This window comes from Pseudoalteromonas luteoviolacea (assembly GCF_018100925.1).
GTDB classification, from domain to species: Bacteria; Pseudomonadota; Gammaproteobacteria; order Enterobacterales; family Alteromonadaceae; genus Pseudoalteromonas; species Pseudoalteromonas obscura.
On the sequence record NZ_JAGJEH010000002.1, the window covers coordinates 680,052 to 701,917 of the forward strand.

Sequence of the window (21,866 nt, forward strand, 5' to 3'; positions counted from 1 at the left end):
TATGCATATTGAGTTCAAAAATATCTCACACAGCGTAAAGAATAGAGTGATCTTTAGTGACTTAAATGCTCAGGTTGGAACTGGTAAGTGTTTAGTGGTTTCTGGGCGTTCAGGATGTGGGAAAACACTATTTTTCAGTATAGCGAGTGACATTATTAGACCTGATAGCGGCCAAGTAGTTATCAATGGCAGTGCTGTGAATCAAATGCACGCCCAAGACTATGCTGAATTTAGACGGAACTTAGGTGTGGTATTTCAGTTATCAGGTTTAATCTCGAATTTAACTTTGGAAGAAAACCTTATGCTGCCCCTCAATAGGCATTTTAAAGAGTTGGATAAAGGTGAGAAATTACGACGTGTAAACTCGTTAGCTAAGGAGTTTTCACTGCAACATTATCTCGCACAAAGAACAGAGATGTTGTCATCAGGGCAAGCATCTCTTGCGGGGTTAGCTCGGGCACTTTTGTTAAAACCTAAAGCAGTTATCTGGGACGCCCCAATGACAGAAATTGATGAGCAGTGGGGGCTGTATGTTCTCAACCTATTGGTACGCTTAAAAGAACAGGGGACAACGCTTATTTTATGCTCTAATCGTAAAGAGGTTATCAACCAGCTAGCGGATGAGCAGTTAGAGCTCAATGAGATGCTTTGTTATTCGGAGCTTTAGCCTATGCAGCATAGCCCCAAAAAAACAAATAATATAGTACTCGCTTTTGGCGTAGCTGGCATTGTAATGCTCGTTGTTTTAACTTCTATGATCCTCATAAATAATCACACCTTTGCTGATAAAACGTATTATAAAACCATTTTACAAGATGCGAGTGGGCTAAGCGCGCTGCCAGCTATCTATTTTAAAGGATTAAAAATAGGCAGAATAGACGGGTTTAAATTGAATCATGAAACCAACTTGATAGAAGTCGAACTTTGGGTATTTCGCGAGTACCAAAATAAAGTAGTGCAATATGCAGTCCTGGCAGGGGAGCAACATCCCATTTTTGATGATGTGACGACTTTTGAGCTTATTTTACCTGAGCTAAATCGAGCTAACCAGTTCGCTCAACTTGCACCGAATAGTTTTATTCCACATATCAGTAGTGCTCTTGGAAAAAGTTACATAGAGCAGGGTTTTATCGCCCAAAAAGGCGATGATATCGAGTCAATTTTAGCCAGTATTAATCAATTACTGCAGAATTTTCAAAAAGAGGATAACCCTGAAGCGGGTGCCATATTCAGGGTGTTAGATAGAGTTGCCAAGATCAGTGATAACTTAATGGTAGTTAGTGAAGAAGTTAAAAGCAGTGACTTATTGCCTGATGCCGAACGTACATTGGCCCAGAGTCAGCAGCTATTAGAGAAAATGCCTCAAGTATTAGAGCAGTTAAATACCACTTTACTGACGACAGAGAGACTTATGGGGCAAGCAGAAACAACACTAGATAATTATGCTCAACCCGCAGATATAATAGGTGAGGTCACAAATAGACAGCTGCCTATAGTGCTTAGCAATTTAAATGAAAGCCTGACTGTGATGCAGCTTATGCTTAAAGAAGTGCATAGTGAAAGAGAGCAGTTTGCGATAGCGATTCACAGCATGCAGCAGGTGCTGGATAAAATGGATAAAACGTTACAGGCGCTAAATAATCACCCAATTCTAAAAGATGGTATAGAACAAAAGCCTAGTTCCTCAGGAGTGGAAATGCATGATTAAGTATGCAGCGGCAGTGTTGATCATGGTGTTATTCTTCCTCAATTCGGGGTGCTCTAGTGCACCAGAAAAGCAATATCGCGTCACGAGATACCTAGATTTGGCCAATACTTGGGCTGCAAGAGGGGATCGAAAGCGACAAGAGCAAAAGTTAGATATAGCCCTAAGCAATTACAATACGGCTTATAAGTATGCGCACTTGAGAAATGATGTGGAATTAATGGGCATTTTGCAACTTAAAAAAGCGATGGTGTATATTCTTTTAGATAAACCTGATAATGCATCACAATTCATAGGGCATGCTCGTCAATTGCAAGAGTTTGAGGGGGCTGAGCTGTCTTTGCCTATCAAGGCGTTGGAAGCTAAACAAGCGTTTGAACAAGGTGAAACTCGAAGGGCTTCTGCTTATGCAAATGAACTAAGTGCCGCTTACGAAGGGAATATTGAAAAACAGATTTACTATCGTTGGTTAAGTTGGATGTATGTAAAGAACAGTTTGTTGCCCTGGGAGCAAATGAACCAAGACCTTACTCAGTTGGAACTGCTAAAAAGTAAAGGAGATTTAAATAACATCGAAGTATTGTCTTTTGCTGTTTACTACAATGCTCTGTGGCGTGTAGACCATCAAGCTCCCCAAGCAAAGCAGGCAATTGAACAAGCTATTGTGCACTTTTCCGAATTAGAGTTAACCAATAGAGTTCGGGATTGTTATGGCCTCGCCGCTAAATTTTATCGGCAACGGGGTGAGCTAGACAAAGCTCAATACTTTGCAAAGAGACAACAACGTTTATCTGCCAGCATTAACATCTCAAATTCAAGTGAGTAAGTTAGACACGACTGGCTCCAACCTTATTGCGAGACCACAAAATAGCAGAACAATTAGGTGTCGATGACAGTTGACCACGCAGTGTTCCAGCGTATGAGCTTTTCCGTTGGAGATAGTTTTTTGGGGCTAACACGAATAGAAGGCGGGATCCGATACTTGGCTTCGAATAGCTGTTTGGACACAGCACCTCTTGTTTTATTGTTATTTGCCTGTGTGACAGCAACAATATCCATGCAATGGGGACATTGCCAAAATGTCGCTTGTAGTGACCCTTGTTTGAGTCGCTTCATTGGATCTTTAGCGGTCAATGACAGTGTACCATTCGGATCTGATAAATAGGCGAGGCCGTTGGCGAGGCAAAAGTCACAATTACACTCGCGGGGTTGGTATTTTTCAATTGGATGAGGAAAGTTCACCGACACCTCTACATTTCCACATTTACAGCTTGCACAGTACTTCATTTGGTTCTCGATCGATAAAGGAATACGAATTTACTGACAATAATGTACTTACTACTATGTATCAAAAATATATTCTCTGTGTTTATGTATCTTCAATGTGGTAAACCTCACTTCTATTACGGCCATTATTCTTGGCTTGATATAGAGCTTTATCGGCATGAATTTGCGAAGCCTCAAAGGCTTGTTGAGACACAGAATCAGTGTAGGCGATACCCGCACTCAAAGTCACTTCGCCAATTTCTGGTTTAATCTTTTCGATACTCTGTGAAAAGCTACTTCTTATTTTTTCACTTAACTGTAGAGTGTGCGCCGGGGGCGTATCAAATAAGACGATGCAGAATTCTTCTCCTCCCCAACGAACGACCAGATCAGAGGCACGCATAGTCGCTTTCAGTTCGTTACCAATATGCGTAAGTATTATGTCACCGGTTTGATGGCCAAACTGATCGTTAATCTTCTTGAAATGGTCGACATCTATCATGATCACACTGAGAGAATGGCACTTTCTTTGTGACAGCGGCATAATGTTTCCCAAATAACGGGATAGGCCACGTCTGTTCAGTAAATCAGTTAACTCGTCGTGATGTGCTGCATACTCCAGTTTGCGAACAAATCGCCCTGCGCTGAGTAACATAAGCAATGGAATACCCGCAACAATGCCAATGAGTGCGACTAACCAAGTGTACCCTCCCACCCAACTGAATTGCTCTCCAATACTAGGAAGTGCGCCAAAGGCACCATACAGTGTATAAATACTAGTAAGTACAAGTTCAAGTAATACGACAGCGACGGTTATTTTTACTGCTATATACTCATTTTTATCGTGCTTCGCATGTTGCCACAGGACCCACCCGTAATGCGCTCTTACCAATAACAACCAAATGCCGATCACCAGCAAACGGCTGGGACGATCTGGCAGTATGAAAGTGAAAAACAAAGACATTACTAGCACTGGTGCTATTAGGATTAGTATTTTTTTTGTGGAGGGAGGGGTGTGAACAAAGTGCCAAGCACCAATTAGCCACAGAGCATGGCCAAAAACTAAACAGGTGTTAAAGATTGCAACTGTTAGTTGCCTTGGCGCACTTTGCAACGTTAACTGGGATAGGTAAGCAATAGATAAAATACCGAGTGCTATAGCCCAAAACCGAGCTCCTTCAATCGTTTGACTCATTTTGGTGACTGCGCTTAGGACAATTGCCCCGGTTATGGATGCTATAAAAAGTGAAAGCATCAAAGTTAAGTCATGAACTTGCACTTAGAGTATTGTCCTTTTTTAGTGTTATTGATTGTAGCTCAGAGAGATTGGGCGCATGTTTCAACTCAGAACGTACTTAAAAGCTTAGCAAACGTTCTGGTTTTTGCATGAAAAGCAAGGCGGCAGGCTTTATTGGCGGCTAAAAAAGCGTATTAATCTATAGTAATAGTAAGGTGGAGTTGCGGAGTTACTATGAGTGAGGAAATAAATTGTTTATTTGTCTATGGTTCTTTGGCACCCAATTGCGTAAATGCACATATTTTAGAACCTTTACGTGGCGAGTTTAAAAAAGGGTGGGTGCGTGGGCAGCTTTGTGAGCAGGGTTGGGGTGCTGATATGGGGTATCCTGGTATCTTACTTAATTCACAAGCTGAATGGGTAGAGGGCTATGTATTTTTGTCACAACGGCTGTGTGACCACTTGTCTATGCTTGATGCTTTCGAAGGTGAAGAGTATTCGAGGCAAGTGTGTGAAGTGAAAATGGAAAATGCAAAGTATTGTAAAGCGTATATTTACACTTTAGCTAAGTAGTCTTGTTCATACCAAGTGACCTGAAGCGATTAGGTAACAGTAACAACCGAATTGCACGACGAGAAGAATGTATTTGCTGATCCAAGTATGGCAATGACTATGCGTAAACTTTGTTTATTATTATTGATTTTTCATAGTTCCCTTTTCGCTACACCTGTTAGGGTATTGGTAAATGACTGGAGCAGTCAGCAAATATTGGCCAATATTGCCGAACAGGTTTTCATAAGGCTTGGCTATGAAGTCGAGTTTATCAATGTTGAAGTGGACGCTCAGTGGTACTTACTCAAATCCAATAAGGCCGATCTGCAATTAGAGGTATGGCAGGGCACAATGGAAGAGAAATACACCCAATTGCTAAATAGCGGAGGGCTAGTTGATTTAGGTACATACTCGGTGGCGACTCGTGAAGATTGGTGGTATCCCATGTATGTTAAAGATGCGTGTCCTGGATTACCTGACTGGCGCGCTCTGAGAAAGTGCCATGATATTTTTGTAAGATCCGACTCGAGAGGCAAAGGGGTGTATGTCGCGGGCCCATGGGAGAAGCCAGATAGAGCAAGAATTAAAGCGCTGGGGCTCAATTTTGTTGTCAAGCAAGTCGAAGATGATCAAGCTTTATGGCGGGAGTTAGCAAACGCGACGGCTCAACAGCAAGCAATTTTGATATTTAATTGGACACCTAACTGGGTTGGAAGTGTTTACTCCGGAGAGTTTGTTGAGTTTCCTGTCCATTCCAAAGCGTGTGAAGAGGATGCTAAATGGGGAATAAATGCTGAGCTACCTTATGATTGCGGTAACCCAAGATCAGGGTGGTTGAAAAAAGTGTCTAGTAATCGGTTCGTTGAGTTATTTCCTTGTTTGGCTAACGGGTTACGGCAATTTGACCTAACAAACGATGAAATAGAGTCTTTGTCTGCTAAAGTGGATGTCGAAAAGCAAACTCCCAAGCAAGTTGCACAAAGTTGGGTAATTGAGAACAGAGCGCGTTGGCACGCTATCTTCAACACGTGCAAGCAATAGCTAATTTAAAAAATAAGCCGAGGCTATCTGCTCGGCTTATTTGCAAGCTAATTGAAATTTAATTCTAAAACAACATACTAATCGCAGGTATTAATCGAATTGCCGTACAGGTTTTGTCATTTTCATCAGTAGGAAATGGCGCAAAGCTGCATGTGTCTAATTTGTGCTGAATACCTTTGAGCGGTGATAGACCGACTTCATGTGGGGCATCAATGCCTGGAACGAGCGGGCCAACAAACAGGCGTTTAAATATAGAGCGGCGAGCATTATCGTCTTCCCATAATTTAAATCCCTCTCTACCGTGGTTATGCGCATAGCCAAAAATACGCTCAGTGGTTGGTACGCCTTGATAGCCGTCTCGGCGCACATATTGCGGTGCTGTTTCCTGCCATTGATGATTACCATCTAGTGAACGAACGGCTGAGGTTAAGATGTTTTCACCTGCATAGTAAAAGTTTCTACCATAATGTGAACTCGAGGACAGACCAAACTTTGCAATGAGTGCATTTAGTTCACTATGGTTAAGGACGCTTAATTTCGCAAGGGTTACAGCGTTTCGGATTGCTGCGAATCGATTGACATCAAATTGATTCCCGCCGTTTACGTGCATATCGGCTTTAATACGGGTCACAATGTCATGTGTGATCATCAACCCTTTGCCTGAATTGTCGACCTTAAAGGCATTTTGCAGGGCAACTTCTCCCATGTCAGATTGCAATTGCTTAAACAATTGATGCATTTCATCGCTTGTGAGCTTTTTAATGAGTACTTCAACAACTTCTTTCGTTGCTTTGCGTTTTAGTTCACCCATTTTTTTGTGAATAGCAGCGGCAGGGCTCACAACAGGGGCGATATCCCCTAGTTTATTGAGCACTTCGTCCAAAAAATCCTTAACTATGCACTGTGTGTCGGTTAAGTAGAATGGCGTACCCAGTAGGGCACTAGAATTACATTGTACCCATTGGGTAATGAGTCGTTGCGACCACTCTTTATCGCTGACAGAGTAGACGACGGCGAAGTTTAGGTTATGGATATATCTTGATGTGGCTAAATCAATGTTCTCTACCCAAGCTTTTAGGAAGGCTTCGACTGGACTAATTGAGGCTGAATTGTACTGTTGTAAAGTATCAATCAGGTTATTTGAAAGCTGATTCTCAAGTTCAATGGTGGAATTAATAATATCGTGCAAGTCTTTAGATGCTTTCTTGGCATCGGATACCTGCTTTGACACTGAGCTGCCAAAGCTCTCAACTAAGTTTTGTTGCTCTTTAATGAGCTTTTTTTGCAATGTATAAGTTGGGTTAATACCAATAAATTCGTCGACCCACACGGTATTACATGTCATCAAACCCACGAGACCTCCACTACTACAGACTTCGTCTTTAACCTTTCTGTATAGCTTCTCTGGAATACTAGCCAGTTCGTTTTGCAATTCTAAAATTTTTAGCTGCGCTGACGAAATGTCTCCGTGTAATTTGACGATAGCATCTGATGCATTGTTAATGGCATTTAGTTGCTCATTAATTAGTTTTTCGTGACCCCGGCTTAATTCTTTTTTCAAACTTGAAACAGAGTCTTTGACGTCTTGTGCACGGTCGATACTCCAGTTACCAGCTTTATTGACTTCTTCTCCAAGCTTAACGACTTTTTCAGCGGTGGCATCATTCAACTTTATGTTGAGCTGAGCTTGAGCTATGGCTTTAACCGCTTCTACTTTGAGGTCGTGCCATAATTTTGAATTAGCAAGTTTTTCAACATTTTCACGAAGGTTATTAATAGCGTATAAATGCGCACCGGATGGCGAATTCCACTGTGCTTGTGTTTCAGGGTGATAGACTATTTTGTCACGTATAAAAGTAGACGGCACACTAATATGGCTGCTGTAGCTGCCTTTTGGTGTGTACTTTGAGATGAGGCTCTCTATTAATATATGACGAAGCTCGACATCCGTTTCCCCATCAGCTAAGTCAAAGGCACCACCGGCATATCTGTTTACATAAGTATGTGCAAAAATATCAGCGGCAGCGTGGGCTTTAAACCCTAATGCAAAAGCACGTTCAGTGTCAGATTCAGCGACGCGGTCTATAAAATTTAGCCATGAGTTTGTATTCCACATGGTGTTGTCGAGCTTGTCTTCAGTGTGGATTTGAGATTGTCCGACAAATACGTCTGGCGACATATCTGGACCAATATTACCCGCTCTATAGAAGTTTTGATTATAGACGATAAGAGCCTTGGTATCGTCATTGACCGGAATTGATACAGTTTTACCATCGACATCAAAATCCAATTTACCATCTTTCAAATCTTCAATGACTTGTTGTCCAACCCAGACGTGTGTATCTATTTTGAAGGCTGCAGCTTGGGTACTGCATAAAAGCGCAAGGAGTGCTAATCGTTTCATTACTATCTTGATAGTGAAAAAAAAGCGGGATTTTACACTAAAACCCATATAAAACAATGGGCTATTGGTGGGATCTGATTACCTGTTTTTGATTACGATGTTGATTGGCGAATAATTAGCTTAGGTGGTAGCAAGGTTTCGGTTATTTGTTCACCTTTTATCAGCGCTAGCAAGTTTGAAACAAGCATTTGACCTGCCAAGGTCGTGTTTTGTTGGACTGTGCTCAATGAGGGCGTAATGTAATTTGCAGCAGCGATGTTGTCAAAGCCGATCACACTGACATCTTCAGGGATCCTAAGCCCAGCTTCCTTTAATGCTTTTATTGCGCCAATTGCAATCAAATCGCTGGCGGCAAATAAGGAGTCGAATTTAACATTATTTGCTAAAAGTGAATGAGTCGCGTGATACCCTGACTCCTCGGTGGAAATAGCATTGGCAATATTTCTTTCGCTCAATGAAATTGATTGTTGCTCTAAGGTATCCTTAAAGCCTTTAAATCGCATTAAAAACTCAGGGCTGTGCTCCGATGCATCACCAATAAACACACACTGTTTTTTACCAGTTGAAATAAAGTGTTGAGCAGCCAATTCACCACCGCCGTAATTGTCGCAGCTCACCGTTAAATCTGGTCGTCCTTCAACTTTTGCTCCCCAGCAAACAAACTTTGTATCTTGCGCCAATAAATTCTGTAGTCTTGACTGGTAATCCATATAGTCGCCATAGCCGAGCAATATGATCCCATCAGCGCGGTGGCTGTCTTCATATTCTGCACGCCAATCTTGACTGATTGATTGAAAGGAAACCAGCAAATCATATCCTTCTTTTGCACATGCCCGGGTAATACTGCCCAGCATATTTAAAAAGAAAGGGTTGATCTGAGACTCATCGCCGGTAGGGTCTTCAAATAGCAAAATTGCTAATGTTGCACTTTGCTGGGTACGCAAATTACTGGCATTTTTATCTACTTTGTAATTGAGTTTTTTAGCAATTTCCCACACTTTTCTGCGAGTTTCTTCGTTGACAAGCGGGCTATTTCGTAGTGCTCGCGACACTGTTGATTGAGAAACACCTGCGAAATGTGCGATGTCAAATGAAGTTGCTTTTCCTTTCGTTTTCATGGTCAAAACTATTTTAGTGGAGTCGTGAGTATTGTCTTTGATTATTTTTTTTTTGCAACCAATTTCACAAAAGCTGTAAATTTCTGTTGATGAAGTTTGACACCGGTGTCATAATGTCGGTGTTTTATCATTTTGTTGTCAAAACGTATTTAGCTGCCCTCTTTTGGGGCAGCTCTTTTTTCAGCCTGCGTGCAAAGTTTCGGCTGACTATATATTTGGGATAACAAGTGGGCGAAAGCCCCAAAGGTGTTTGGAACACCGCAACAACAGAGAAAAACATCATGAGCCAGACAACACAGAATAGTTTTAATGGTCATGACCTTGCGTTCGAGCCGATTATCGTTGCCGATATCGGGGGTACTAATGCTCGATTTGCCGTCGTGACAAAATACGATTTAGACTCTAATCAGTTTACAATTGACCATCAGTTCACTTTTCCTAGTGCAGAGTTTCAGTCCTTTGAATCTGCTCTTTCCGCTTTCCTTGATAAACTCACGATTTCTAAACCTTCCCGAGCTTGTTTTGCTGTCGCCGGGCCTATAAAAGGTCAACAGGTTTTTCTGACAAACCTTGGCTGGAACTTCAATTCACAAGATGTGCAAACACAATTTGGCTTTGAGCAACTCGCTGTGATCAATGATTTTGCAGCGTTTGCATACGCTGCGCCGTACTTGAAAAAAGAAGACAATATTCAAATAAAAGCAGGTCAAGCGGCTCCTGGGGCAAATATTGCGGTGATGGGGCCGGGCACAGGATTTGGTTCAGCATGTCATGTAAGCGATATACATAGCAGTGCGGTGCTAAGTTGTGAGGCGGGTCATATTAGTTTGGCGGCTGTCACTGAGTTAGACAAACAGTTGTTACAAGTGCTTAAAGAAAGTATCGGTCATGTGTCGGTTGAAACTGTGTTTTCGGGACCAGGGTTGGCAAGGCTGTATAAAGCAATGGCACAAGTTAAAGGACTACCATCAGAAGACTTAAATGCAGCACAGATCAGCGCGAGAGCGGGTGAATGTGAAGTATGTGATGCGACACTTAATCAATTTTGTGACTGGATTGGCAGTGTAGCAGGTGATCTTGCGTTAACCTTCGGGGCGTTGGGTGGCGTGTTTATTGGCGGTGGAATCTTACCCCGTATGACTGAACGACTGATTTCTAGTCGATTTGTTGAAAGGTTTACAGAAAAGGGGATAATGTCTCAATATGCAGGGCAAATTCCAGTAACTTTAGTTGTGCAGGATAATATTCCTTTAATTGGTGCGGCAGCGTGTTTACATAGCCGCAACCAATTTTCGTAGATTGGAATAAATATGAAAAAAGTAACCATTAACAGCGTGGCAGAGTACGCCGGAGTATCAAAAAAAACGGTCTCCAGAGTACTCAATAATGAGCCCAATGTAAGTCCAGCCACACGTGAGAAGGTACTCAAAGTTTTTAAAGAGCTTGATTATAAGCCAAACCCAATTGCGCGGGGGCTCGCGCGCAATAAAAGCTTTATTATTGGTTGTTTGTATGACAACCCCAGTAAGAGTTACATCACTCGAGTGCAAAGTGGTGCATTAGAGGCATGTCACAAGTTTAATTATAATTTGCTGATACACCCCTGTGAGCTGCGTGGTGATGAACTAATTGAAAATGTTGATCAGTTGTTGACTACGTCAAGGTTAGACGGGTTAGTACTGACACCACCTTTTTCAGACTCACAAGAATTAATTGATTTCTTAAAGACCCAAAATATTCCTTTTGCTCGAGTAGCCTCAGCTTTAGAAGATGACACCTCTATTTCAGTTAGAAGTAACGACGAGCAGGGCGCTTATGAACTTACCGAGCATTTGATATCGCTTGGTCACAAAGAAATTGCTTTTATTAAAGGTCACCCAGACCACAGCGCAACGGAAAAACGTTTTAGTGGCTACCAAAATGCTTTGCTCAAACACGGTATTGAATACGAAGAAAAGCTTGTAGCAGAAGGTAACTTTAGTTATCACTCAGGTGCTGACAGCGCAAAAGAAATTTTGGATTTAGAGCCCATGCCAACAGCCGTGTTTGCTTCAAACGATTACATGGCCGCAGCTGTGCTTAAGCTTGCCACGCAAAGGCGCATCAGAGTGCCGGAAGATATTTCTATTGCCGGTTTTGATAATGCTCCAATTGCACGCCATATTTGGCCTGGTTTGACAACCATAGCGCAGCCTGTAGAGGAAATGACCCGTCAAGCTGTAGAGCAGTTGATACTGCAAATATCTGATCCATCGATAGAAGTTTATCAAAAAGTTTTGGAAGCAAAACTCATCACCAGAGAGTCCACTGCTGCAAAATAGAAAAGATTAATTACATCTACTTGTCAAAAGCCCAATCCCTAGCGATTGGGCTTTTTTTGTCCATAATTTAGATATGGACCGAATTTAATCTAAATTTAATGTTCAATAGGTTGACACCGGTGTCATGAATGTGAGTTAATACAGTGACACCGGTGTCAGGTTGAGGTGAGAGACAACCTGATAGCGTACCTTTGAACGGGTAAATCAAAGCTGCTCAGTACACAGCTAGTTGTACTGAGCCTTTTTCCTCTAAACATGCAGAGAGGCGGATTATGTTGCATCCTCGAATTCAAGAAGTTACTGAAAGAGTCGTTAAACGCAGCCAGACAACTCGTAGTGCCTACCTTAAGCGTATACAAGAAGCAAAAAAACAAACACGCGTTAGGGCTGGGTTAGGTTGCGGTAACTTAGCACACGTAATGGCTGCTTGTTCAAGCAGTGACAAGGCGCGATTGAAGGCCGATGACCAGCCAAACCTAGCCATCATTAACTCATACAATGATATGCTTTCTGCTCATGTTCCTTATATCGAATATCCAGATTTAATTAAAAAGATAGCAACGCAATACGATGCAACTGCTCAGGTAGCAGGTGGCGTGCCGGCAATGTGTGACGGGGTTACACAGGGTCGTGATGGTATGGAGCTGTCTTTATTCTCACGTGATGTAATCGCAATGTCGACCGCAGTTGCACTATCTCATGACGTATTTGACGGTGTTTTCTGTTTAGGTGTATGTGACAAGATTGTTCCAGGGTTGCTGATTGGTTCTTTGTCTTTCGGTCATTTGCCTATCTATTTCTTACCAGCTGGCCCAATGGAATCAGGTATTCCAAATAAAGAAAAAGCACGTGTTCGTCAGAGCTTTGCACAAGGGTTGGTGAGCCGTGAAGAGTTGCTGGAAGCTGAAAGCGCGTCATACCACAGTGCTGGTACTTGTACTTTCTACGGCACAGCCAACTCAAATCAAATGCTGATGGAGATTATGGGCCTTCACTTACCAGGAAGCTCATTCATCAACCCTTACACAGAGTTACGTGATGGCCTAACGGCAAGTGCTGTCAAAATGATGCTTGAGCAGCTAATTAAAACAAAATCAGCTAACCCAATCGGTGAAATCGTTGACGAAAGAACAGTGATCAACGGTTTAGTTGGATTATTGGCAACTGGTGGCTCTACAAACCACGCTATTCACTTGGTCGCGATGGCAAAAGCTGCGGGTGTACAAATTACTTGGAAAGACATGGCAGACTTATCTGAAGTTGTGCCACTGCTTACACGTATTTATCCAAATGGCTCCGCAGATGTTAACCATTTCCAAGCTGCTGGTGGTATGGGCTTCTTAATGCGTGAGCTGCGTGATGCAGGTTATTTACACAATGATGTGAAAACCATTGTTGGTGAAGGCTTAGATGATTATACCAAAGAGCCTGTTTTGGACATCGATACTAACGTGATAATGACCAACAGCGAAGGCCCGACAAAAGTTAAATGGGTTCCTTGTCCAGAAAACTCACTTGATGAGGAAGTATTAAGACCAGTCTCTAATCCATTTAATAAGCAAGGTGGTTTGCAGCTACTGACAGGTAATTTGGGTAAAGCTGTGATCAAAGTATCTGCTGTAGACGAGAAACATCAATTTGTTTCTGCTCCGGCAAAGGTATTTAGCTCTCAGGCGGCACTTCAAGACGCTTTTGCTAAGGGTGAACTGAATCAAGATTTCATTGCTGTAATTAAAGAGCAAGGTCCAAAAGCCAAGGGCATGCCTGAATTGCACAAGCTAACGCCTGTTATGGCCACACTGCAAGATCAAGGCTACAAAGTGGCAATTGTAACGGACGGCCGTATGTCGGGTGCTTCAGGTAAAGTACCAGCTGCTATCCATCTTGCGCCGGAAGCTGTAGAAGGTGGCATTATCGCGAAAATTCGCGAAGGTGACATGATCACACTTGATGCACCAAATGGTGACCTTGTTTTACACGTTTCTGATGAAGAAATTGAAAAACGTGAATTAGAACTTACGCAACCAGAGCTTACTTTTGGTACTGGCCGTGAGCTATTCACAGGCTTTAGAAACATGGTAAGCAGCGCAGATATGGGCGCAAGCGCCTTTGGTATCGACGAATAACAACATTGGGGATGAGGTAAATATGAAAATACAAGAAATCTTATCGGCAGCACCCGTGGTTCCGGTAATTGTTATAGAAGAATTAGAAGATGCAATTCCTCTGGCACGCGCTCTATACAATGGTGGTTTACGTGCACTTGAAGTGACTTTGAGAACGCCGATCGCTGCAGAAGCGGTTAAGCAAATCAAAGAAGCGATACCAGAAGCCTATGTTGGAACTGGTACTGTAGTCGATAAAGCATCTTTTGAGGCATCAGTAAATGCTGGCGCGGATTTCATGGTGAGCCCTGGTGTGAGCTCTGAACTATTGGAGCTGGCAAAAAGCACGGATATCCCATTTTTACCAGGTGCTGCAACACCAAGCGAAGCAATGGAGCTTGCGGCCCACGGTTTTAAATTCTTGAAGTTTTTCCCAGCAGAAGCTGCTGGTGGTGCGCCAATGCTTAAGTCGATTGGTGGACCTCTACCGCAAGTGACATTTTGTCCTACAGGTGGAATTACGCTAGAAAGCGCGCCTAAATATCTGGCATTAAATAATGTAGTTTGTGTTGGCGGTACTTGGATGTTGGATAAATCGCTAATTGCAAATAAAGACTGGCAAGCCATCGAAGCGCTTGCAAAACAAGCAAGTGAAGTTAAATAATTAGGGGAATGTAATCATGATCAACATCGCAATTAATGGCTATGGCCGCATCGGTCGCAACGTACTACGTGCACTTTACGAATCAGGTCAGAACGACCAAATTAGAATTGTTGCAATAAACGACTTAGCACCAGCAGAGACCAACGCACACTTGACACAGTTTGATTCTGTTCACGGTCGCTTTAATGAAAAACTGACGCTTGCTGGAAATACATTGGTTATCGGAAACGATGAAATCGCATTGACGCAAGAGCGTGACCCTGCGAATTTGCCGTGGAAAGCATTGAACGTTGATATCGTTCTAGAATGTACGGGTATTTTTACTTCTCGCGATGCTGCTGCTAAGCATATTGAAGCGGGTGCTAAGAAAGTAATCGTATCAGCTCCGGGTACGGATCTGGATGCGACAGTAGTTCATGGTGTAAACAGCGATGTTTTAAATGAAAACAGCAATATTATTTCGAATGCATCGTGTACAACAAACTGTCTTGCGCCTGTTGCCAAAGCATTGAACGATGTAGTTGGTATTGAGCAAGGTAGTATGACTACAATTCATGCATTTACAAATGACCAAAACTTGTGTGATGTATATCACAAAGATTTATATCGTGCTCGCAGTGCAACACAATCAATGATCCCAACTAAAACTGGAGCAGCAAAAGCAGTTGGCCTAGTACTTCCTGAACTTGCTGGTAAGCTGGATGGTATGGCTGTACGTGTACCAACGGTCAATGTTTCCCTTGTTGACCTTACTTTTGTAGCGAAACGTGAAACAACTGCAGACGAAGTAAATGAAATTGTTAAAGCTGCTTCTGAAGGCGCAATGGCTGGTGTACTTGAATACAACACGCTACCGCTTGTTTCTATCGACTTTAATCATAACCCGGCATCTTCTGTATTTGATGCGACACAAACCAAGGTAGAGGGCAAATTGGTTAAAGTTATGGCTTGGTATGACAACGAGTGGGGCTTCTCAAACCGCATGCTTGACCAAGTTAAAGCTCTGGGTGCTTTTTTATAACGCTCAATAACGCAATAGATTTAAAACCCCGCGAGTTTGCGGGGTTTTTTGTATCTATCTTTTGTCCAGTGTTGAGAGCGATAATCAGAGTCTGGCAATTGCGTACCAGCAGCTCAAGGTAGTATTGTTAAGAAACAAAAGATAGTAAATTGCATTCAAAACTTATCGATATTTGCATGGTTTTTAAGCAATAGGCAGGTAGATTATAGATCTATCCCCACACAGGGACAAAACCTCTAATCAATTGGTATAAGTGACTTGAGAATCAACGCGCAATATGAAAAAATTCCAAACAATTAAAATACAGTTAACTCAGAATCGAGGAACATAATATGCGCATTATCCTTTTAGGCGCGCCTGGTGCTGGTAAAGGCACTCAAGCTCAATTTCTTATGGAAAAATTTGGTATCCCTCAAATCTCGACTGGCGATATGCTTCGCGCTGCTATCAGCGAAGGCACACCACTAGGTCTAGAGGCAAAAAAAGTGATGGATGCTGGCCAGCTAGTTTCTGATGAAATTATCATTGGTCTGGTAAAAGAGCGTATTGCAAAGCCTGACTGTGAGAAAGGTTTCCTTCTTGATGGTTTCCCACGCACAATTCCTCAAGCTGACGCAATGAAAGAAAATGCAATTAACATCGACCATGTAATTGAGTTTGATGTTGCAGATGAGATCATTGTTGAGCGTATGGGTGGCCGTCGCGTACACCCAGGTTCTGGACGTGTTTATCATGTTGTATACAACCCACCTAAGGTTGAAGGCAAAGATGATGAAACAGGTGAAGACTTAATCATCCGTGCAGACGATACTGAAGAGACTGTCCGTAAGCGTTTAGGTATCTACCATGACCAGACAAGACCACTTGTTGATTACTACAATAAAGAGGCAGACGCTGGTAATACTAAATACCACAAGTTAGATGGCACTCAAGCGGTTGATGCTGTAAGCCAGCAGCTTGGCGAGCTACTTGGTTAATCTTTTAGATTAATCGAAAAAGCAAAACCCAGTTACTGTGTGACTGGGTTTTTTGTTTCATTACAGGCGAAAAGCCGCTATGAGCAAAAAATTACGCCCGAGGCTCGAGCGTAAGTAAATCCAAGGGGGGTCAAATGCCAAACAGGTATTATTCGACACGCACATTTAACAATATTTGTATGACTGAATTATGACAAGGCTTTGTTGTTTGATCTTAATAGACTGAGATCTATCATATTTGCACTACAGGGTTTGCTAAACCAATAGCCTTGGAACTCTGTAATGCCGAGCTTCGATAGCCTCTCGAAGTCCTCTAGCGTCTCTACACCTTCGGCAAGTAATGCAATTTGCATATTTTCGCAAATAGTCTTCAATCCAAGTAAAAGTGAGCGCTGCTTTTTGAGATCAGTGATATCTGTTAATAGGCTTCTATCTAATTTTAAGCGTTGTATTGGGCACTCTAAGACACGTGCGATATTGGAATACCCAGTACCAAAATCATCAATGCTTAACATGAAACCGAGCTCATTGAGTTTATCCATGACATGATTGTGGTCGTCGGCAAAACTATACTCTGTTAACTCCAGTTCAATGGATTGAGGCGCGACACCATACTTACTGGTAATATTTTGTATTTGTGTAATAAAATGAGGGTCCTCAATGTCTCTTGAGCTGATATTAATGGCAACAGGCACGTTTATTTCAGGGTTGGCCGTTATGAACTGACAAACTTTGTCGAGCATTGTGCGTGTAACGTGGCTAACCAGACCGAACTCTTCAGCGATAGGGATGAACTGTGATGGAGGTACCCAGCCTAGTAAACTGTTGTGCCATCTTGCCAGTGCTTCGTAGCCGATAATATTTTTCTGAATATCGTGTTTGCTTTGCAAATGTAGCTGCAATTCTCCCAGCTCTATTGATTTTTCTAGCAGTAGTGCCATTTCATGCCTAGCAAGGGTTTGCCTACGTGTCAGCTGGTCAAATACCGTAATCATTTGATTGGGGGCACGGAGCTCACAAGCTTGAAGGGCACTTTTTAATAGTCTCTCCGCGATGTAGCCATGCTCAGGGTAGGTGGCGATACCAATTGCATATTTCGAATGGAATTGATGCTGTCCCAGTTTAATCCAAAAATCTAATTGCTTGTGCCAGCGATTTGCAATGTCTTTAAGAGGGCCTTTTGCTTCAACCAAAATAGCAATTCGTCCAGCGCCAATATATGCAATTTGATCTATTAACTCAGCGTCTTGTTCAACCAATTGGTTAATGCGTGCGTACAAAGTACGGTGTTGCTCACCGTCTATCATGTAATCTAGTACGTGTTTATTTAGGTTGTCAGCAATTAAAAGCGCGAACGGTTTGCCTCTGTCTATATGTGCCTGTAGCTGTTCTAATAACCAGGTTTTATTTGGCAAATTGGTGGCTTTGTCAAAATATTTTGCTTGCTGATGCGCAACATCTAGCGTTAATAAGTCTTGTTGTAACTGTTGTTGGTCAGAAACATCCTGAAGGTACCAAGCTTTAATATCATTGGAGTGCTGTTCCTGAGCCGCAATTTCGATACATTTGTCATCTACTTCAAATGTCTTGGGCAAAGCCTCTATAAGGTCGTTGTCATAGGTTAGATACTCTACATTATCTGGTGTTATTCTGTTTAGTGGCAGAGGTAGAGGTTGTGTTTGAATACTTAGCAGGCGCTTTGCTTTATCGTTCGCTTCTACAACGTTTAGCTGATTGTCGACCAATATAATGGCGTTAAACGATTTTTGAAAAAAGCGCTGGTAAATTTGCTTTTGCGATTTTAACAATGTGTTGTTTTCATGCATATGCTTATTTAAGCGATTGGCCGCTAGGCTGGTTCGCCAAACCGCGAGTGGGATGCAGCAATTCAAGAAGAAAAACAATAACAATTGGATATGCAATATTGCATCGACATACATTCTTTGCCCCGTTGGCACGATGGATATATCGATATTTTTTAGTATCAAAATAAATGGGATAATATTGAGGACAGCGTAAAAGATTGCTGTTCTCTTGCCAACAAGTATTAATGCGATGATAGGCGTAATGTAGACAAAGATGGAGCCCAAATGCGCAAGTTCGAGGCTAGGAATAAAAAGTTTGATCATTACGCCTGCAACCACAATGCAGATGAGCAGCAAATGTGCGGTAATGAAAAATGTATGACTACTTAAAAACAACAGAGCACCAAGAGTGAGCGTAAAGCCCGTGGTCAGTGCGATAACATAGTCTAAGTTGTAGTCAATTGCGGTAGGTAAACTGTTGAGGAAAATGCCAAAACAGAGAACTAATCCGGTAGCCAAGATAATACGAAGGGCACTAAGACGCCATGTTGGGACGTTTACACGTGGTTTATGTTCTTCTTCAAGTAAGAAAAATCGGCTTAATGTGCTCAAAACTAAATATTTCGTATTATTATTTTGAACAATACTAAGGTCTAACTGTACACAATTCAATGACAAATCAGCAAAATAAAGACTTAAATCAATTTGATTGCGTTGTCATTTTCGAATTGCTCGTAATTGCTCATAAATAGTGGGGAGTTTTTTACTCTGTTCTGGCTGTTTAGAATGAGAGCTTGGTATATGAGTTGGTGATTGATGGTGGCATGCCTGGTTGAGAAGTAAGCAAAAGGTTTTCTACATACTGATAAAGCGCTAAAAAAACGGTAGTATAGCGCTATACAGACTATAAAAAGATTATTTGAGTACAAAGATGAGCAAAGGGTTCATGTTCGTTTGTGATGGCAGTAATGGTGCTGGCAAAACAACGGTTATTAAGGGTATTGAGGCGCATCTAATTTCAAAAGGGTATGAAGTCGTTTTGACTCGGGAGCCTGGCGGAACTGAAATTGGGGAGAAAATTAGAGAAGTCATTTTAGACCCGAACACACCTCAAATGACAGATTTAGCAGAGCTGATGCTGTTTGGTGCTGCTCGAGCACAACACATAGAAGAAAAAATAAAGCCGGCGCTTGAAGCGGGTAAAATCGTAGTATCTGATCGCTTTGATGCCGCTACTTTTAGTTTTCAGCATTATGCAAGAGGCATTGACCTGTCAGTCATAAAAACCATAAATGACTTAGCATTAAATGGTTTTAAACCTGATCTCAATATTATCTTAGATCTTGATCCTGAAATAGGTTTGCAGCGTGTCCAGCAAAGAGGCGAAGGCCTAGATCGTTTGGAAGTTGAAAAACTCGACTTTTTAAAGCGAGCACGTGATGGCTACCTTATGCAGGCAAAGGCGGCACCGGAATCTTTTACTGTGATAGATGCTAGCTATTCAGCGAAAGACGTACTCGCGCAATGTTTACAGGCAGTCGATGCCCGCATGGCACAAAAGTAATGACGTATGTTTGTAAAAAAGGCGTAGCATAATGTACCCTTGGCTTGAACCAGTGCAACATAGAATGCAAGAAAACTTTGCCAGAAGTCGCTTTCATCATGCGCAGCTGCTCCATGGTTTGGAAGGGGTTGGCAAGAGAGAACTGTCTCGTGTATTAAGCGAAGGGTTATTATGTGTAAATAGTACCGAGACGCTTTCGAGCTGCGGTGGGTGTAAAAGCTGCATGTTAATAAAGGCGCAAAATCACCCTGATTTGCTCTACCTTTCAGCTGACTCGAGTAGTATTGGGGTCGATGAAATCAGAACGCTTAACGAGTTTGTTTTTCATTCTGCACAGCAAGGTGGGAACAAGGTAGTTGTAATCGAGCAAATCGAAAAAATGACAGAATCAGCTGCTAATGCACTTCTAAAAACGCTCGAAGAACCAGCTGCAAAACGATATATCTTGATGACGTGTAATGATGTTTCAAAAGTGAAAGCAACGGTATTGAGTCGTTGTAATCAAGTCCAAGTGGCTATAACGGACAAACGAGTTTCACAACATTGGTTAGCGGAGCAGGGGATCTCCAGTAGCGCATACCCGTGGGTTGATATCTTCTCAGAGCAACCCCTATTGCTGAGCAAGTGGGCGCAACAGGAAGTCATTTCTGAAGTGGATTACCTGTGGAAAGTTTCTCATGATATTGCTAGCATTTCTGATATAAACGCACTAGAAACTGCGCTTGCGAAGGACGCATACTTATTGTCGGTGTTTGCGCGTTTTCTAATGCAGGTAATTAAACAGCAACTCACAGTACAACACATTGGATTTGTTCAATTTCATAATTGCACCGTGCAAATCGAAAAATACATGTCCGATCATCATCGGATTTTGGGCATTAATAAAACTTTGAGTCTGTCTAATTTGGTGTTTGGGCTCCAGCGAGTATTAAAACAGGATTGAATGCAGTGCAAGAACTATTAGTCGATATCGAAGACAACGACGAGCTTTATCGAAGCTACATGCCTTATTTGAAAAATGGCGGAATATTTGTTAAAACCAATAGCCGTTTCGATATGGGGACGCCGATCTCAATGAGAATAATGTTGCCTGACGCGCTTGAAGAAGAGGAAGTAACAGGCAAGGTTGTTTGGATCACACCGCAAGGTGCGCAAAACTCGAATCCGCCAGGTGTTGGTGTGTGCTTTGATGCCGAGTTTGAGCTGTTAAATGATAAAATAGTAAAAATGTTGGGTACTGCGCTCAATCTTGATAAACCAACCTATACGATGTAAGAAAGTAGTAATGATAGTAGATTCACATTGTCACCTTGACCGCTTAGATTTTGATAAATTAAAGAGCGAGTTACCAGAGATATTACAGGCAGCCCGCGACAAGCAGGTAGAGCACTTTTTGTGTGTGAGCGTCACGTTAGATCAGTTTCCAAATATGTTACGAGTAATTGAGCCATTTGATGATGTGTCTGCCTCATGTGGCGTTCATCCTCTAAATCAAGAGGACGCTTTAGATAAAGCTCAGCTGTTGTCTTTGGCACAGCACGATCGCGTGGTTGCAATTGGTGAGACGGGATTAGATTACTACTACGCTAAGGACACTCATAAAGTTCAACAAGACAGCTTTGCCGGGCACATTGATGTTGCCAATGAACTCAAAAAGCCACTCATAATTCACACACGTGATGCCCGTCAGGACACCATTGATATTATGAAAGCTCACAATGCACAAAACTGCGGCGGGGTTTTACATTGCTTTACTGAAGACTGGGATATGGCAAAAAAAGCGATAGACATGGGCTTTTATATTTCAATATCAGGTATAGTGACGTTTAAAAATGCAGTAGAGCTACAAGAGGTTGTTAAAAAGCTGCCTCTAGATAGGCTGTTAATTGAAACTGATTCTCCCTATTTAGCGCCTGTTCCACACCGTGGTAAAACTAATCAGCCAGCCTATGTGCAAGATGTTGCTTATTTTATCGCTGACCTTAAAGGTTTGTCGTTCAAAGAGCTTGCTCATGCGACTACCCAGAACTTCTATCAGTTATTTAGCCTAGCAAGTCGTAACCAAATCAGTGAATCAAGCTAATCT

20 protein-coding genes are annotated in these 21,866 nt (G+C 42.1%); 15 read left to right on the plus strand and 5 right to left on the minus strand.

Translation table 11 applies throughout. The features are described from left to right. Position 1 precedes the first annotated feature (1 nt). Genes J8M00_RS05905 through J8M00_RS05915 form a run of 3 tightly spaced genes read left to right on the plus strand, consistent with a single transcriptional unit; the run spans position 2 to position 2,531 of the window. Positions 2-667: an ATP-binding cassette domain-containing protein gene (locus J8M00_RS05905; RefSeq protein WP_211009407.1), complete on the plus strand. Its 666-nt coding sequence runs from the start codon at positions 2-4 to the stop codon at positions 665-667. Positions 668-670: 3 nt separating this feature from the next. Further along, entirely contained in the window at positions 671-1,708 is a 1,038-nt protein-coding gene (locus J8M00_RS05910; protein WP_211009408.1) for an MlaD family protein, read from the plus strand. Further along, entirely contained in the window at positions 1,701-2,531 is an 831-nt protein-coding gene (locus J8M00_RS05915; RefSeq protein WP_211009409.1) for a hypothetical protein, read from the plus strand. The genes J8M00_RS05910 and J8M00_RS05915 overlap by 8 nt, the downstream gene beginning before the upstream one ends. Positions 2,532-2,584: 53 nt before the next feature. Here the strand turns inward: J8M00_RS05915 and J8M00_RS05920 are convergent, their stop codons facing one another. Together J8M00_RS05920 and J8M00_RS05925 are read right to left on the minus strand one after the other, a co-directional pair. Continuing rightward, the gene (locus J8M00_RS05920; RefSeq protein ID WP_211009410.1) at positions 2,585-2,992 is read right to left on the minus strand and encodes an aldehyde-activating protein; all 408 of its coding nucleotides are present in this window, start codon (positions 2,990-2,992) and stop codon (positions 2,585-2,587) included. Positions 2,993-3,074: 82 nt separating this feature from the next. Further along, positions 3,075-4,166, minus strand: a complete 1,092-nt coding sequence (locus J8M00_RS05925) for a GGDEF domain-containing protein (protein ID WP_211009411.1) — start codon at positions 4,164-4,166, stop codon at positions 3,075-3,077. 276 nt (positions 4,167-4,442) lie between these two features. On the opposite strand from J8M00_RS05925, the gene J8M00_RS05930 reads away from it, so the two are divergent. Together J8M00_RS05930 and J8M00_RS05935 are read left to right on the plus strand one after the other, a co-directional pair. After that, positions 4,443-4,781: a gamma-glutamylcyclotransferase family protein gene (locus J8M00_RS05930; protein ID WP_247687237.1), complete on the plus strand. Its 339-nt coding sequence runs from the start codon at positions 4,443-4,445 to the stop codon at positions 4,779-4,781. A gap of 99 nt (positions 4,782-4,880) precedes the next feature. Continuing rightward, positions 4,881-5,801: an ABC transporter substrate-binding protein gene (locus J8M00_RS05935; protein ID WP_211009412.1), complete on the plus strand. Its 921-nt coding sequence runs from the start codon at positions 4,881-4,883 to the stop codon at positions 5,799-5,801. Between the two features lie 64 nt (positions 5,802-5,865). Here J8M00_RS05935 and J8M00_RS05940 read toward each other — a convergent pair whose 3' ends face one another. Both J8M00_RS05940 and J8M00_RS05945 read right to left on the minus strand, forming a co-directional pair. After that, entirely contained in the window at positions 5,866-8,205 is a 2,340-nt protein-coding gene (locus tag J8M00_RS05940) for a zinc dependent phospholipase C family protein (protein WP_211009413.1), read from the minus strand. Positions 8,206-8,297: 92 nt separating this feature from the next. Continuing rightward, the gene (locus J8M00_RS05945; protein ID WP_211009414.1) at positions 8,298-9,323 is read right to left on the minus strand and encodes a LacI family DNA-binding transcriptional regulator; all 1,026 of its coding nucleotides are present in this window, start codon (positions 9,321-9,323) and stop codon (positions 8,298-8,300) included. Between the two features lie 281 nt (positions 9,324-9,604). Between J8M00_RS05945 and glk the strand changes: the two genes are divergently transcribed. The 6 genes from glk (at position 9,605) to adk (ending at position 16,411) form a co-directional block, all read left to right on the plus strand. Then, positions 9,605-10,621: a glucokinase gene (glk, locus tag J8M00_RS05950; protein ID WP_211009415.1), complete on the plus strand. Its 1,017-nt coding sequence runs from the start codon at positions 9,605-9,607 to the stop codon at positions 10,619-10,621. Between the two features lie 12 nt (positions 10,622-10,633). Further along, positions 10,634-11,644 (plus strand): LacI family DNA-binding transcriptional regulator, encoded by a 1,011-nt coding sequence (locus J8M00_RS05955; protein WP_211009416.1) that lies wholly within the window; start codon positions 10,634-10,636, stop codon positions 11,642-11,644. Positions 11,645-11,916: 272 nt separating this feature from the next. Beyond that, the gene (gene edd, locus J8M00_RS05960; RefSeq protein WP_023399285.1) at positions 11,917-13,770 is read left to right on the plus strand and encodes a phosphogluconate dehydratase; all 1,854 of its coding nucleotides are present in this window, start codon (positions 11,917-11,919) and stop codon (positions 13,768-13,770) included. A gap of 22 nt (positions 13,771-13,792) precedes the next feature. Beyond that, positions 13,793-14,413 carry a bifunctional 4-hydroxy-2-oxoglutarate aldolase/2-dehydro-3-deoxy-phosphogluconate aldolase gene (locus J8M00_RS05965; RefSeq protein WP_211009417.1) on the plus strand — a complete coding sequence of 207 codons (621 nt, stop codon included), beginning with the start codon at positions 13,793-13,795 and terminating at the stop codon, positions 14,411-14,413. A 16-nt stretch (positions 14,414-14,429) separates the two neighbouring features. Continuing rightward, positions 14,430-15,434, plus strand: coding sequence for a type I glyceraldehyde-3-phosphate dehydrogenase (gene gap, locus J8M00_RS05970; RefSeq protein ID WP_211009418.1), 1,005 nt, complete (start codon positions 14,430-14,432; stop codon positions 15,432-15,434). A gap of 332 nt (positions 15,435-15,766) precedes the next feature. Next, positions 15,767-16,411: an adenylate kinase gene (gene adk, locus J8M00_RS05975; protein WP_039609765.1), complete on the plus strand. Its 645-nt coding sequence runs from the start codon at positions 15,767-15,769 to the stop codon at positions 16,409-16,411. A 188-nt stretch (positions 16,412-16,599) separates the two neighbouring features. On the opposite strand, the gene J8M00_RS05980 is transcribed toward adk, so the two are convergent. Then, a complete protein-coding gene (locus J8M00_RS05980; RefSeq protein ID WP_211009419.1) occupies positions 16,600-18,828 on the minus strand; it encodes an EAL domain-containing protein in 2,229 nt (742 codons plus the stop codon). Positions 18,829-19,147: 319 nt separating this feature from the next. On the opposite strand from J8M00_RS05980, the gene tmk reads away from it, so the two are divergent. From tmk to J8M00_RS06000, 4 genes are read left to right on the plus strand one after another with little or no spacing between them, the layout of a single operon-like run. Then, entirely contained in the window at positions 19,148-19,780 is a 633-nt protein-coding gene (tmk, locus tag J8M00_RS05985; protein WP_211009420.1) for a dTMP kinase, read from the plus strand. Between the two features lie 31 nt (positions 19,781-19,811). Next, complete coding sequence (gene holB / locus J8M00_RS05990; protein WP_211009421.1) at positions 19,812-20,723, plus strand: DNA polymerase III subunit delta'; 912 nt, start codon at positions 19,812-19,814, stop codon at positions 20,721-20,723. Between the two features lie 5 nt (positions 20,724-20,728). Continuing rightward, positions 20,729-21,055, plus strand: a complete 327-nt coding sequence (locus tag J8M00_RS05995; RefSeq protein WP_211009422.1) for a PilZ domain-containing protein — start codon at positions 20,729-20,731, stop codon at positions 21,053-21,055. Between the two features lie 10 nt (positions 21,056-21,065). Then, positions 21,066-21,863: a TatD family hydrolase gene (locus tag J8M00_RS06000; protein ID WP_211009423.1), complete on the plus strand. Its 798-nt coding sequence runs from the start codon at positions 21,066-21,068 to the stop codon at positions 21,861-21,863. Positions 21,864-21,866 lie beyond the last annotated feature (3 nt).